The organism is Vibrio sp. A1-1 (assembly GCF_021728175.1).
Classification (GTDB): domain Bacteria; phylum Pseudomonadota; class Gammaproteobacteria; order Enterobacterales; family Vibrionaceae; genus Vibrio; species Vibrio diabolicus.
The window spans coordinates 1-13,267 of sequence record NZ_JAKKCL010000032.1 but is presented as its reverse complement, the minus strand read 5'-3'; the positions used below and the strand labels follow the sequence as shown (position 1 = coordinate 13,267).

The following is a 13,267-nucleotide window of genomic DNA, read 5'->3' as shown; positions in this document are numbered from 1 at the left end:
GAATATTCCAGTATGACCGCTTATAGTACTGCATCTTAATCTTCATTGTGATTGCGTTCAGAGCACCCATTGACATCGGGAGGAAGTCCTTATAGTACGTTTTCGTTCCATTGGGCTTCAGACCCCTGAACTGCCAATGCTGCGAATCTTGACTGACCGAGGCACTGAATACTGTGGTCGTGTTGAGCAGCACGATTACCAGCTCTACCTAGCCATTAATGATATCGACACACGAAAACTAAAGCGATGTCACCACAAACAAATGGTATCTGCGAGCGCTTCCACAAGACCATATTGAATGAGTTCTACCAAGTGACATTCAGAAAGAAACTGTATGGTTCTATCGAAGAGTTGCAGAAAGATCTGGACGAATGGATGGACTACTACAACAATCACCGTACTCGTCAAGGAAAAATGTGCTGTGGCAGAACGCCGATAGAAACATTAGAGGATGGGAAATCAATCTGGGCTGAAAAGAATCTAGCCCAGATATAATCTGACAGGCACCAAGTCGAAAAGTGGGTAACTGTCAGATCGGGTCTGAATTAGTACATTGTAGTAGACCTAACTTGTAACTGGGTGAAGTTGATAGTGATAGTTGTTCAGCTCTTTGCTTCTTTGATGTTGCTCGAATTGGAAATAATTTTGCTCTGTTAAGCAAGCGGTGAACTTCTCCAATTCATTCGTATGTATGAAAAGAGAAATTGGTGCAATCTGGTGGTTTTCATTATCGAAGCAATTATCAATATGAGCTCTATCGATATAGACAACGTCTGCTTCCTGTATCGGAGTCTCTTCAATAAGTTTTGTTTCTATTCCAGCCTTCTTAAATAGATCTAGTAAGAAATAAAGTTTATCAACATCGTTCTTGCTCGCTATCATCAAGTATTGGCTTAATATTTCATCTAAATGTTTTTCAATCGAGCCAAACTTATTCTTCATCAAGCAAATAGTTTTGAGTTTCTTCTTGATATCACTGTATCGAGCTTGTTTAATTTTTGGTTTCAAGAAATCAATGATGATCTTATTCCGTTGCTCTTCTGTAACAAAGCTACGAGAAACATTTACTTTGGAGTAGAGATGAAGAAGAGTGTTTTCAAAGGTAGATTTAAGCAATTGATGATATGATTGTTCTGGCATGAGTTAATTTGAATATCTATTTGTGTGAGCATTTTATCACAAAAATACGGGGTTCTGCCCTAAATCAATAGGCTAATTTTAATTTTCACCTGTAGCCAACAATGCGCTCTTCCCTGACTCGTATTTCCCCCATTATCATTTTGAATTGCTTCTTGTCCTATGTGTGTATGTCCGGAGACGTATCAGCACGACCCTGACAAATATCGTGATCATCATATTCAACTTGTTGGTCATTGCACCTTCAGTACGACGAACGACAATACGGTTTTTCAGAAGCAGTTTGAGAAAATAGAGCCTTGGAAAAAATAAGGAATGACAGCTCATATTGGACTCTTTGCCGAAATGGGTGAAAAACCTACTTGATACTGAGGTTCAAGATTCACTTCTGGCTTAGCACTATAATTCACTCCTTTCCTATCTATTAAAACTGTTTAAAGAACAATTGCAGAAAGTGGCGCTTAGAGCCAATTTGGTTTTCAATTCGCTTGATGACTTGTGAAATAGCTGACTTACTTTTGTTGCTTTCAATTGCAATACTGGTCAGAGGCTCATGCTTAGCTAGTTCTTCCAAGATTGATTGAGCTTTACCATCAATTTTCAGGAATGCTTCAGCTTTGGCTAGCTCCGTTTTGTTCGCGTGGAACTGCTGAGGCTCTTCATGTAAAACAATATGGGAAATATCACTGATGAAACGCTTATCAAACAGGTGATTTGCCTTGATAAGTGCTAGGAACGCTTCCAGATTCGGGATGTCTGTTGATTGGGTAAAAACAGAAATGGATACATCTGGGTGTAATGTTCGTAGCTTATAAAGCTCATGCATAGTTTCGTGAATAGACGTACCTAAATACAGATCACTGATGATGAACTGACAGCCATTAAAATCAAACTGCTTTAGTTCATCTAGGGTAGTTAACGTTGTGATGGTAAGAGTACCGTTAGACGTTTTTTGAAAGTCTCGGCAAATCGCTTCTGCTATGATAGGCTGATCTTCAATGATGACAATATCCATGCGTATACTCAATGTTATTTAAACGGCTAATGCTACTTCAGAGTTATAAACTACCGTGATAGAAAAGAAAGAGAGCAATTTAAGCAATAAAATTTCTGGGATCGTTCATGATTATTGGGTCAAGCATGATAGCACTATCGAGAACACAAATAAAATATTCAGGAAGTCATTTCTCTGCATTATCTTTACAAGTATCTTCGGTATGGGAGCGATGTTCTATCTTGATGCAATAAACATGTTTGAGAAAAAGGCGGTAATTGGTAATGTAAACGAGGTTGGAGTTAACAGGGAATTGCTTATTTCATATTTTAATGGAACATATAAGAGCGTTTACAAATATATAAATAGAGATGATTACTTTGAGGTGGTAGAAAAGATTGGTTTGGAAGGAGTTAAATATAAAACCAGCCAAATATTATCAGGAGACATTGTATATCAAAACCTACAATTGATAGATAGAAACTCAACGTTGAATGTTAAATTCGTCATTTCGAATGGTAGGATTATTTATATTTCCGTTCATTAGTTCAAAAACTAGAGTATCTGGATTTTCCAATAGCTGAAATTCCTCTCTTTATGTTAATAATTACACAGTGCTTTGAGTCTACTAGGTCTGAATGAATAGATATATCCCTTCCATTAGCCAGCCTTTTAAGAGATATCAGTCCCAATCCATAATGGATTCGATTATGAATATCGACTCTCCTTCCGCAAGATAGTGTTTCTCTTTTTTCTATCTTTCTAAGCGTTTGGGGGGTTATACCCGAACTATCGTCCACAACAATCAGTGAGTAGTGGGATTGAGATAGTTTTGTCATCACTCTTATTCGATCTCCTTTTCTTGATACGCTAATGGCGTTTGAAAGAACAATGCTCAATACCTTATTTAAAGTGCTTGGGCATAACTTTATTACCCGAATTTGTGAGTCAGCGGAGAAGTCGCAGTCGAACTTAATACCGTAATGATTTGCCAGCGTACCGTATTCACTTAATGTAACCGATAACAATGGTTCTACACTATGGTAAATCATGGAAGGACTATTATTGAAGGGACTGATTGAGGCGATAGAATATAGTGATTCTTTTATAGATAAGGAGTCAGCTAAATTTATTTTTTCATTCTTCTTAGAAGAAGAAATAATTACCTCATTAATCGTATGGTTCATTGCGTTTACTTTCACATGGACACTTTTTAGTGTTCTATTAATTATATGGTTTTCAAATGCTTTAAAGCCAAAATAGCCAATCAAAGATAACCATATAAATAAGATGGTTAGTATTCCAAACGTCATTCTATAGTACATAAACATCACAGATGGAAGCATGAATGAACCGCAGATAATTAACTTTAATACTAGCGTGTCTGTATTTTTAAACATGGTTTGGAAACTATTTACCTGACAGAGATATCAATAATTAAGAAGAAGTGCGATGATATTGATAACAATACTCATATGCAATGAATTTAGATTAAATAATGAACGTGCGCTCAAATGATGAGCACGCATGTGGTTACACTGTCACCAAGCGTGTTGGTTTAAACGTTGTGTGACAGTGTAACTCGTGACATTTTCTATGTAATTTTACTGAACTGTGGGTGAAAAGTCTCAGATTTATACTAAATCTTAAATACTAAACAGTTTTACAGATTTAGTTTCTATGTTTTAGAGGTGCGGAGTTCTATAAGTTATTGATATTAGATGAGTAAATTTCTGGTTGATGTATTTGGCAGTATAGTTCAAAGCAACCCGAAAACAAGGCAGTTACCATTGTTCCAGTTGAACAACACTCATAATCATCTTTCCAGCGTTCGAGAGAAACAATATGACCGGCTGCAGCCAAAATGTTACCTTGCTAGCTCAAAAGGTTAAAAGAAATAGCTTTTAGGGAGTAATCAGGTGTCAAAGTGGTACGATGATAAAGATAGTGTCAAAGAAGTTTTTGATGGGATTCGAAACTTTCTATACTGCGGTGTTTTGTTCTATGCGGGTGTGGTGAATTTGTCTGATTCATCCACGATAACAGTCGTAAAGTGTTTGTACTCGCTTATAGGCGTGGTTTTTTGTTTATGCGCAATATATTTGATGGTAATAAACTACGTAATTTTGTTCAAATCCTTTGTTTCAAGGCGTAAGTCGCTTCTTTCATATGTAGCTTACCACTTCATATTTTCCTTAGTTGTCATCCAGTTTGCTTTGTTTGCTTTGACGCATGAAAGTGAACAAGTAAAACTGGTTGATGGGCAAAGCGTAGGAGAAGTGAAGGTTCCTCGTGCACTCGTTCCTGACTTGCAATTAGATAAAGTTAACTAGGGCGTGTTGATCTTTGCTGTACATTCGTATTCAACAATACATCGGTAGCCACATTAACATGAATGCCAGAGATAACATGCTGGCATAATTTCTTTCTAGCTTGTCATATCTACTTGAAATAGCTCGATAATGCTTAATTCTCGCAAAGGCATTTTCAACCAAGTGACGATACTTGTATAGACACCAATCCATGCTGTCTTTGTCTATATCTTGTCCGTAATTGCGTTTAGCAATTACCGTTTCTCCGCCACGTTCCTTAACAAAAGTACGGAAAGGTTCGCTGTCATATCCTTTATCACAAACGATGGTATTAACTTCATCGAGTTGCTCAACTAAGCTTTCGGCATGTACTATATCGTGGCGTTGTCCTTCTGATAAATCAAAGCAAATCGGCAGGCCGCCACTATCTACGGCTAAGTGAATTTTGGTTGAGTTGCCCCCGCGACTTTTTCCTATTTGCTCTGAGCTTTCAGTCGCTGCACCTGTACTATGCTGATGCGCTCGAACTATAGAGCCATCAAGAAAGACCCATTCAAAATCAGCCATGCTAGATAAGCTTTGAAAAGTTTATCTAAAACCCCTTTCTTTGACCAAAGATTAAATCGTCTGTAAACAGTACTCCACTCTCCGAACTCAGAGGGCAGATCTCGCCAAGGAACACCTGTTCTCATTCGATAAAGTATTCCTTCAAATGTCATTCGATGTTCAGTTTTATCGTAAATACGACCTGTACTTTTCATAACTTGGAGTAGCAGTTCCCAGCGAATATCAGTTAACATTGTTCTTGGCATGGTATTGGTTATGGTTTTACTTTTGGTGAAGCAAATTATAACTCTTTACCATGCTGTTCAAAAAACACTCACGAAAGATCAACACGCCCTAATAAATTGTGCGATAGTGATTATCAACACTGGGCATTTTGGTTTGAGTTTATCTTAGCATTAACGGGTCAATGGATAATAACAGGGTGTCCAATTTGAACACCCTGATTGCTTTCTTGGTCAGCTTAAAGAGGCACTACAGGAAACTCCCCTGGCTTGTATTTAGACATATCTATCGAGGTCTGAATCAATCCATCGGCTGCGTCCGCTAGTTCGTCATTGGTTATTTCTAATGATGCCGCGAACTTTTTGCGCTGTGCTAGAGCATCAGACCTATTGTTGTGAGTTGTAGCCATGCTTTCCAAATCATCCAAACTCCCTCATTACTCGGTGATGATTGCCGAATTGTCTTCGACCATTTCTTGTGCTGTTTTTAGTCGTTGACCAAGTTTGATGTAAAGCGCCTCTGCTGCATCGAAAGACAGTTCAAGTTTATGCGTGTGCAAATTTTTAAACTCGGTCTCTGTGTGAGCTATAAGCTTGTCACTGACAATCTCAAGTTCAACGCCTTTAATGTGCTCAACTACATGTGATTCAGTTAATAGCAACACTTCAACTTCTTCTCTAAATGCCATGCTCATTTCCCATTAATTTCCGTTACTTAGTGTTGTAAGCGTTAAACCAGCCGCTAACTGTCTCAAACTCGCTTTCTGTTAGCGCGATGTTCCCACTGCCATCTAAAAACTCAATGCGTTGATTGGTTAGTTCGAACTCATTTTCATTTAGCGTTATTGTGATGCCATTTACGCCAGTGGTGACAACAATATGAAATCGGCTATCAATTGGCTCACGAACTGCCATCAAACTAATTAAAACTTGTCCAGCCGTACAAAGCTGCTCAATCATTGTATTTTTAGCCATAGCTTCGATTTTCCCTCTATTGCTGGCTTGCATTTGATTTATGCATGTGCATTTTCCTTGTATCGAGAGAAAAACACACATCACGGATTTTTACCGTTTTGTTTAGCCTACCATAGGCACAATGGGAGTTTAGGGGAAAACAAGTATGGCATTTATTCCTCTCCCACAGATCTTTGGAAATTAATTTGATGTAATAAGTTATTAGCTTATTACATATGTAAGGTATTACCATGAAGATCCAATCGGAATACAAGAACGCTTGCAGTTTAATTAAAAAGTGGCGCTACCGTTACGATGTGAGCAAGGTGGTAAAATTGTTCGTTGCGCAGTGGGCGTATGAATGTACTGGACTGTATCAACCTGCGGAACGCGAAGTGCAAGAGGATGAGTTTATTGAGGTAGCAAAACCACTTAGCCATATCCTCGCTAACCTCATGTACAGTGGTGTCAGTGATCCACTTGCATTCATTCTTTCCGAGTTCTGCAAAGGAGATGCTAAACATCAAGGCTACTATCCTACGCCTCCTGAAGTCGGTTATCTCATATCAAAATTACTTCAAAGCGATCTGGATATACCAGATAAAAACGCTTCATTCTCTAGACCTGGCAACCTAAAAATATACGAACCATGCTGCGGCTCGGCAGGGATCATCATGGAAAAGCTAGAGCAAGTGTTTTACCAAAACATTGCCCTCGATGAACCTCTTGGGCATGTGGAATTAACGGTAGAGGACATCAGCTCTACGACTCTACATGCGTTCTGCATTCAACTCATATTTAAAATTAAGTACCTATCTTGGGTTAGCGGTAAGAAAGCTGAACCCCTTCAGATAGATATAAATCAGGTTGATGTTCTTAGCAGAAATCAAGGGAAAATTAGGTATTTGTTTACACGGTAAACAATAATGCATGGCTTAATAGTGCAGCTAAAACAATGGGTTAAGATTATAGATATAAATTTTATATCTAGAGAAGAATCAGCCAATAGTAGAAAGTAGACATACGTAATGCGGCTAGGAATGTTCAACGAGAACACTTCTGTAGCCCAACGCAGAAATTAGAGGTAATGAAATCTATGGTTCCTCATCAACCTAAGCCAGATTATGGCGATACGAAAGACTATATACAGCGCCTCAAGGTGATCACTGGTTTAAAAAGAGATATAGAAATAGCTGAATTTATCGGTGTTCCCAACTCAACTATCGCGACATGGAAAACTCATAATAGGATTAACTTTGAGTCTATGGTCGCGGTTCATCTTGCTACGGGGGCATCAATTCAATACTTGGCTCTAGGGCAAGGAGAACCATTTCCAAAGGGATCAGAATCGCCTGTTACTTCATCAATATCTTCAAATCTAAATGAGTTCGATGTACTAAGTATTGAGAATGGTCGATTGAAAAAGAGTAAGTCTATAAGCATTGATACTAATACTCTTGCGGCGTTTGGGCTAAAACCTGAATCTCTATCGGTCGTAGAGAACGGTGATGATACGCTCTATGTAGATTTGACCGAGATAACTCCTACAAATGGAACCTATCTTGTAGCTATGGACGAAGCTGTTGGCTTCTATCATCTTCAACGCTTACCAAAACAAAAAGTCGCAATTCAATTTGACTCAATCACAAGAGAATTCGAGCTAGAAGATTTGCACATTCTAGGTCGTGTAAAAATGTGTATGAAACGCCACTAATGACTATAGGAGCTTAATATAAGCGTACTGTTGGAAAATAGACCTACTGAAGACACTGTATATGTATCTGATAGTGGTCAGCGTATCTATGTTGAAAGTGTATTTGGGGAACCAGACGATGACTTTTACTTGGTCAATATCGTTCCAGAACAAGACAAAGACGATATGGACGCGATGGGGGATGAACTCGATTCGAGTCAATGGGTGAACATGATTACTACGCTTGGACTGAAACCCGAAAGCGATACCAAAACGACAGAGATAGAACGTCTACGCTCCATGTTTAAAAAGTAGTGTAATTATTATCGGACTTTACCGAGAATTAGTAAGAGAAAGGCGTCCTAGGACGCCTTTTAGATGGCTATATAGAACAGAAAAATCAAATGACTGCTGCTATGCCTTTCTCGTCAATAATATTCAAAAGGCGCAATGCTGCTCCTTGTGGTTTGGTTTTACCTTGTTCCCACTTCTGAACACTTTCACTACTCATGTTAAGAACTGTGGCTAAGACGGCTTGGCTAATATGCTCACGCTTCCTTAAACGCTGGATTTTATCCGCTGTCATTTCTTTCTGCTTTGCACGTAAAGCCAACGCATCAATTTTACGCATGGTTAGCTGGTCAACCGAACCATTGGCATGAAAGCGCTTAGCCATTGCTTGCATTCGTTCTAAACGATCATCAGTCATTGTTAACCTCTCTTAACAATCCATCTGCAATGTTTTGCTCTATCTGAGCATCAGTGAAGCTACGGAAGCTATCACTAAGTAATTTATACATTTCCAGTAGATCATCTGGAATCTCTTTGCCCTTTTTAGGTACGTCTTTTTTTCGCCAACCATCAATAAAGAATATGCGGTCATCTTTCTGTATAGCTACGATACTGCGGTTAGACTCTCTCTTACCTTGACCTGGTGACGGAATTCTCTTTTTGTATAAAGTCCCGTTTTGTAATTCACCGTCATGCAAGCCATCATTGAGTTCCTTTGCCATTTTTACAACTATTTCATCGTTCAATTTGGCTTTTCGTATCAATTTTTCAAAGTCATCGGTGACATAGATTTTCACGGTTACTCCATTATATAAAGTGTAGTAAACATTACCATAGTTTTGCGTTGATTTAAAACGATAGTTCAATGGTGACTTATGACGTTCAAATCAAAAGTAGGAGTATTGCAATGAACACCCCTAGTCATAATAACTATGTAAATTAAACCAAATAGAGCTAATACCAAAGACCAATCCCATAGGGGTTAACATCTACCTTAATTTCACCAATGCTGTTCATTTGGCAAGGCTCTTTGTGGACTAACAGAAGTAACTAGGTAGCACACTACCTGGATGTACAAAACTCACACCTGAACTTTGTTAAGTGTATTTAGGAAATAATTGAACCTAAGATAAGGTTGTGTGAGGTACATTAATTTACGGAAATGATGATGACAGAACCAGTCTCGGATAATCAGCACGTATATGCTGTTATCTGCGTCGAAAATCTAAATCACTCAGGATTTCTTATCACACAGCAATCACTAGATTATGAACGTTATAGCGATCAGGGATATGTCCTCATTCGCAGAAGGACAAAAGCCGAGGCGATCAAGTGCGTTCGAATAGAACTTCTGCAAAGAAGCCAATGTGAGTGTGCTTTGTTACATTTCGACCACGCTACTAAAAGGTGTGATTATGAATTAGCAAAGCTTCTTGAAAACTATGATGCTGTCGCTGATATCAAGGCTGATATTAGGACGATCGAACGCCGAATAGAGGACATGAAACGGGTTAGGGCGATGGATGTACAAGAGTTGGCGCTAACTGACCTTCTTCCAATGGAAGAAATATCATTCGAAATGACCAAATCCCTCATAAAAACACCTGTGTATTAATCTGTGATGGCTCTAATCCGGATGGTGCCTTGAGCTGTCTCAGGCATCAATCTGATAAGACTCCCTAATCCCGCCTTTTTTATTAGTGTACCTAACCCTCCGTCACGAACACTCGAAAACCCAAATCAACCGGCATCTCAACCTGTCTCGCGGTCAACTCAAGTTTATCAGCCCGTTTCTTTCTCGGCGGCGTAGCATATATTGAAGGACAATCATCAGGATGAACCACGATTAAACCAAATTTAGACCGGACAGCCTTGCTTTCGCCGCTATCAAAGCTAATCCGGCAAGTGTACTGTGAGCCGGTAAAATGTCTTACATGAACACGACTATCATCTGAACACTCTAAATACTGGCGTAACTCATCAATAGCAACACGAATAGTCATTAGCTCCCCAAACTTGTCATAGGTCGTTTCAACTGAATCAAACCCATGAGCTTTAAATGCAGAATGGACATCTGCATTCAACTCCGCATCCACACTGCCAGTGTACAAAGTAAATTGCCCTTCATCGGGTAAAATCCTGGCACTATACGCATCGTCGCGGCTGTGATTTATTTGCGCTACACGCTCATGGAACACAGGGAAACGATTAGGGTATCGTGGCTTTTTGCTATCCTCATTCATGAAAGACACTGCTTTATCATAAAGTTCCGTTAGAACGTTGTGCCTCTCTTTACATTCGTCAAATAGATCAAGCGTCCTAAAAGTGATGATTTTTCTTATAAATCTCGGTGGACGGTAACGAACGCCAACCTTCATAATCTGCATTGAATATCCAAAAGGAACGGGTTGACCTTCAACATCGTACATATCTGAACTTGCGTTGATATCGAGCAGAGTTATTGCGTTCTTACACAGCCAAGCATAAAACTGCTTTTCATCTTCATAAAACGCACTCCACAATCTACTTCTCTGCTTTCGTATGGTGACGGTGTCACTTTTTTGATCCTGTTTCTTCGAATCAAGTAGGTCATTCTCAATTTGGTCAGTCATTTTGGATGTGCGTTTCATAGGTTAATATCTTATTATTCTAGATGAGCAATTAGACGATGTCATACTTAATGTTTCATTAAAACTTTGAAACTTGTGTGCAAAGGGGTAGCAAGGTGAGCCAACCAAAGCGAATTAATCAAAGAATTGATATATCCAACGACAATTTAGGGCTAACGGTGCAAGGCACTAAAAAGCGTCGAAAGGAGCCAACGAAGCCGCCAAAGAGTGCAGATGAAGCAAGAGCACTTATTGAGGAACTGTATGAACGCAGCCCACTGCTAAGCCTTACCGCCTCAATGAGCGCGCTTACAGGACTACGATACAGTGATGCTTCTTGGCTAGAGTATTCGGACTTCTTTGATGAATTTGGTCAGTGGAAAAAACATTTCGATCTGTGCCAACAAAAAGCTTTCAACATGAGGATTGCTCGTGAAGGGACGGATAGAGCCACCGCTTACAATGCCTCACTTGTGCGTGTGTACATCAATGATGGTATCAAAGAGATCGTAGACGAATGCCGCTACCTAAGTTGTTCTGACGAACTTCTATTCGCCAATTCAAGAAGCAGCTTAAAGCAACCCGATGGCACTATCATTCCTCGCCCTATGTCAGTACAAAGTGCGAACTGGCATCACGCAAAAGTAAAAGAAAAGTTTAAGCTCGGTTATGCGTTTGGTACTCACTCGTGGCGAAAATACTTTGCTAAAAAAATGATTGAAAAGGGCGTAACTGTCGAGAAAATAAGAGACTTCTTAGGTCAATCTAGCCTGAACAGCACCAACCATTACCTAAGCACGTTTGATGAGCAGCTAGCTCCAATTATCAGTGAAATGAGTCTTTTTGAATAAATCACGTTTAGGAAATTTTAACTGTCCTCATATACTCGATATTAGAGAGAAACAAGGGGGCAGTCCTAAATGACAACACTAGATAAAAATAACAAATTCAATGATTTGAATGATCAAATTGGCGAAATCCTAAAGTATTCTAACGAACTAAATATCCCGCTATCTATTGCTTTTGAGTTGAATGACAACGTTGAACTAGTTTCAAACGATCAGTGTTCAGGCAAAGAGCAATTCGAAAACATAAAAACCCTTCACGAATCAAAAGGCGATGTGACTGATTTCTTACTCAGCTTATGCAAGCTACCTGCACAGTCAGATCCGCTTAACAATGTTAAGTCACACAATAATCAAGCTGACTTTACAATGACCAATTCCCAAGTTTTGTCTACCAAGCACTAATCGATCAGGAGCAATATTTAATGGAACAGAAGAAAATCAACCTCGGACTAGGTGGTGTATGCCTAGCATTAATCATTTCGAATGTAACTTTGTACAACTCCCTACAAGAAAAAAGTGAAGTTATAACAAAGCTGTCCGATGCAATGATCAATGTTGAAACCAATATGCTTCAGGCTCCTTCCTCGTTCGCTGCTGAAGACGTTAAAAACTATATTATGGACAACCCTGATGTCGTAGTGAAATCCCTTGCTAAGTATCGCTTTGAGCAAGAGCAAGCAACCAAAGCCCAAGAAGCTAAAAAGGTTGAAACCTCTATGGATGCTTTATACAACGACAAGAACGATCCATTTATTGGCAATCCAAATGGTAAGCATTTAGTGGTTGAGTTTGTTGACTATAACTGTGGGTACTGTAAGCGTTTGGCTCCAACGCTAAAAGAATTTGTTGCTATTGATCCTGAAGCCAAGGTGATCGTGAAGGAATATCCTATCTTCACCAATCAGCCAACATCTGCATATTCCGCGATGGTGGCAACGGCTGTGTTCTACTACAAGCCGGAAGTGTATGGAGACATTCACCATGCATTTATGGGCAGCAAACTAACTCGTGAAGGTATTGACCAAATCTTAGTAAACTACGGTATCGACAAAGACAAGCTTCAACCGCACATGGAAACAGCTAGAAAGCAGATTGAGAAGGTCAGAGGCTTGGGTGCACAATTACAAGTGACTGGTACACCAACCGTGTTTATAGGAGCTGAACGTGCTCATGGCGGGTGGTCTGCACAGCAATTAAAAGCCAAGTTTACTAACTAAAGGATCGCGCAATGACGAAATTTGGTTCAACAGTATACCTAACAGCAATTATGATTCTATCTGTGGGGTTCAAGGCGAACGCTTCTGAGTCATACGATATGAAGCTGCAAGCTCTACAATCCTCTTGTCCGAGCTGCGCTGAAATTTCCGAAAGAGCTATGACAATTCGACACGAATCTTGCTGTGTGAGAGAAATGAAGTCTCATACCAAGTAATAAAGATTCATACTGAGTATTAGAGTATCATACTAAAATGGCAGCGATCGCAGTCGGTACGCTGCCATTTCTAAATCGAAAATGTCGAGTAGACGACACCTGTTACCAAGTGTCGTCCCTCTAAGAACCCAGCGTGCAACTTTCACCGCACTAAGCTCAAGCCTTCACAAAGGCACCTGATGGCACCCAGCAACTTATAAAGCAGTGAG

General features: G+C 39.5%; 19 protein-coding genes and 1 pseudogene. 10 read left to right on the top strand and 10 right to left on the bottom strand.

All coding sequences use genetic code 11. The annotated features are described in order from the left end of the window. Window positions 1-127 precede the first annotated feature (127 nt). Window positions 128-495 (top strand): annotated as a pseudogene (locus tag L3V30_RS23545) (integrase core domain-containing protein); the annotation flags it as partial. A gap of 69 nt (window positions 496-564) precedes the next feature. On the opposite strand, the gene L3V30_RS23540 reads toward L3V30_RS23545, so the two are convergent. Next, a complete protein-coding gene (locus tag L3V30_RS23540; RefSeq protein ID WP_237310089.1) occupies window positions 565-1,140 on the bottom strand; it encodes a DUF2913 family protein in 576 nt (191 codons plus the stop codon). Window positions 1,141-1,561: 421 nt separating this feature from the next. Continuing rightward, window positions 1,562-2,152: a hypothetical protein gene (locus tag L3V30_RS23535; protein WP_237310087.1), complete on the bottom strand. Its 591-nt coding sequence runs from the start codon at window positions 2,150-2,152 to the stop codon at window positions 1,562-1,564. A 55-nt stretch (window positions 2,153-2,207) separates the two neighbouring features. Here L3V30_RS23535 and L3V30_RS23530 point away from each other — a divergent pair, with 55 nt between their 5' ends. Next, window positions 2,208-2,678: a hypothetical protein gene (locus L3V30_RS23530; RefSeq protein WP_237310085.1), complete on the top strand. Its 471-nt coding sequence runs from the start codon at window positions 2,208-2,210 to the stop codon at window positions 2,676-2,678. A gap of 1 nt (window position 2,679) precedes the next feature. On the opposite strand, the gene L3V30_RS23525 is transcribed toward L3V30_RS23530, so the two are convergent. Continuing rightward, on the bottom strand, window positions 2,680-3,531 hold the full coding sequence (locus tag L3V30_RS23525; protein ID WP_237310083.1) for an ATP-binding protein: 852 nt from the start codon (window positions 3,529-3,531) through the stop codon (window positions 2,680-2,682). A gap of 519 nt (window positions 3,532-4,050) precedes the next feature. Here L3V30_RS23525 and L3V30_RS23520 point away from each other — a divergent pair. After that, window positions 4,051-4,464, top strand: a complete 414-nt coding sequence (locus L3V30_RS23520) for a hypothetical protein (RefSeq protein WP_237310081.1) — start codon at window positions 4,051-4,053, stop codon at window positions 4,462-4,464. A 30-nt stretch (window positions 4,465-4,494) separates the two neighbouring features. Here L3V30_RS23520 and L3V30_RS23515 read toward each other — a convergent pair. The 4 genes from L3V30_RS23515 to L3V30_RS23500 form a co-directional block, all read right to left on the bottom strand. Next, a protein-coding gene (locus L3V30_RS23515; protein WP_237310079.1) for an IS5 family transposase occupies window positions 4,495-5,255 on the bottom strand; the annotation gives its coding sequence in 2 pieces (ribosomal slippage) (window positions 4,495-5,021 and window positions 5,021-5,255; 762 coding nt in all). A gap of 215 nt (window positions 5,256-5,470) precedes the next feature. After that, entirely contained in the window at window positions 5,471-5,641 is a 171-nt protein-coding gene (locus L3V30_RS23510; RefSeq protein WP_237310077.1) for a hypothetical protein, read from the bottom strand. A 27-nt stretch (window positions 5,642-5,668) separates the two neighbouring features. Continuing rightward, the gene (locus L3V30_RS23505; RefSeq protein ID WP_025625038.1) at window positions 5,669-5,920 is read right to left on the bottom strand and encodes a hypothetical protein; all 252 of its coding nucleotides are present in this window, start codon (window positions 5,918-5,920) and stop codon (window positions 5,669-5,671) included. A 22-nt stretch (window positions 5,921-5,942) separates the two neighbouring features. Beyond that, window positions 5,943-6,206 (bottom strand): hypothetical protein, encoded by a 264-nt coding sequence (locus tag L3V30_RS23500; protein ID WP_237310075.1) that lies wholly within the window; start codon window positions 6,204-6,206, stop codon window positions 5,943-5,945. A 230-nt stretch (window positions 6,207-6,436) separates the two neighbouring features. Here L3V30_RS23500 and L3V30_RS23495 point away from each other — a divergent pair, with 230 nt between their 5' ends. The 3 genes from L3V30_RS23495 to L3V30_RS23485 all read left to right on the top strand — a co-directional run bounded on the left by L3V30_RS23495 (window position 6,437) and on the right by L3V30_RS23485 (window position 8,193). Then, a complete protein-coding gene (locus L3V30_RS23495) occupies window positions 6,437-7,105 on the top strand; it encodes an N-6 DNA methylase (RefSeq protein WP_237310073.1) in 669 nt (222 codons plus the stop codon). Window positions 7,106-7,272: 167 nt separating this feature from the next. Beyond that, complete coding sequence (locus tag L3V30_RS23490) at window positions 7,273-7,899, top strand: phage repressor protein CI (protein WP_237310071.1); 627 nt, start codon at window positions 7,273-7,275, stop codon at window positions 7,897-7,899. A gap of 30 nt (window positions 7,900-7,929) precedes the next feature. Next, window positions 7,930-8,193: a hypothetical protein gene (locus tag L3V30_RS23485; protein WP_237310069.1), complete on the top strand. Its 264-nt coding sequence runs from the start codon at window positions 7,930-7,932 to the stop codon at window positions 8,191-8,193. A gap of 85 nt (window positions 8,194-8,278) precedes the next feature. Here L3V30_RS23485 and L3V30_RS23480 read toward each other — a convergent pair whose 3' ends face one another. Beyond that, window positions 8,279-8,587 (bottom strand): helix-turn-helix domain-containing protein, encoded by a 309-nt coding sequence (locus L3V30_RS23480; protein ID WP_237310067.1) that lies wholly within the window; start codon window positions 8,585-8,587, stop codon window positions 8,279-8,281. After that, entirely contained in the window at window positions 8,580-8,966 is a 387-nt protein-coding gene (locus L3V30_RS23475) for a type II toxin-antitoxin system RelE/ParE family toxin (RefSeq protein WP_237310065.1), read from the bottom strand. The genes L3V30_RS23480 and L3V30_RS23475 overlap by 8 nt, the downstream gene beginning before the upstream one ends. Before the next feature lie 365 nt (window positions 8,967-9,331). Here L3V30_RS23475 and L3V30_RS23470 point away from each other — a divergent pair, with 365 nt between their 5' ends. Next, on the top strand, window positions 9,332-9,784 hold the full coding sequence (locus L3V30_RS23470; RefSeq protein ID WP_237310064.1) for a hypothetical protein: 453 nt from the start codon (window positions 9,332-9,334) through the stop codon (window positions 9,782-9,784). A 91-nt stretch (window positions 9,785-9,875) separates the two neighbouring features. Here L3V30_RS23470 and L3V30_RS23465 read toward each other — a convergent pair whose 3' ends face one another. Further along, the gene (locus L3V30_RS23465) at window positions 9,876-10,781 is read right to left on the bottom strand and encodes a hypothetical protein (RefSeq protein ID WP_237310063.1); all 906 of its coding nucleotides are present in this window, start codon (window positions 10,779-10,781) and stop codon (window positions 9,876-9,878) included. Between the two features lie 113 nt (window positions 10,782-10,894). Between L3V30_RS23465 and L3V30_RS23460 the strand changes: the two genes are divergently transcribed. From L3V30_RS23460 to L3V30_RS23450, 3 genes are all read left to right on the top strand, one after another. Further along, on the top strand, window positions 10,895-11,629 hold the full coding sequence (locus L3V30_RS23460) for a tyrosine-type recombinase/integrase (RefSeq protein WP_237310062.1): 735 nt from the start codon (window positions 10,895-10,897) through the stop codon (window positions 11,627-11,629). A gap of 69 nt (window positions 11,630-11,698) precedes the next feature. Next, window positions 11,699-12,028: a hypothetical protein gene (locus tag L3V30_RS23455; protein WP_237310061.1), complete on the top strand. Its 330-nt coding sequence runs from the start codon at window positions 11,699-11,701 to the stop codon at window positions 12,026-12,028. A gap of 20 nt (window positions 12,029-12,048) precedes the next feature. Further along, window positions 12,049-12,843: a DsbA family protein gene (locus L3V30_RS23450; RefSeq protein ID WP_237310060.1), complete on the top strand. Its 795-nt coding sequence runs from the start codon at window positions 12,049-12,051 to the stop codon at window positions 12,841-12,843. Window positions 12,844-13,267 lie beyond the last annotated feature (424 nt).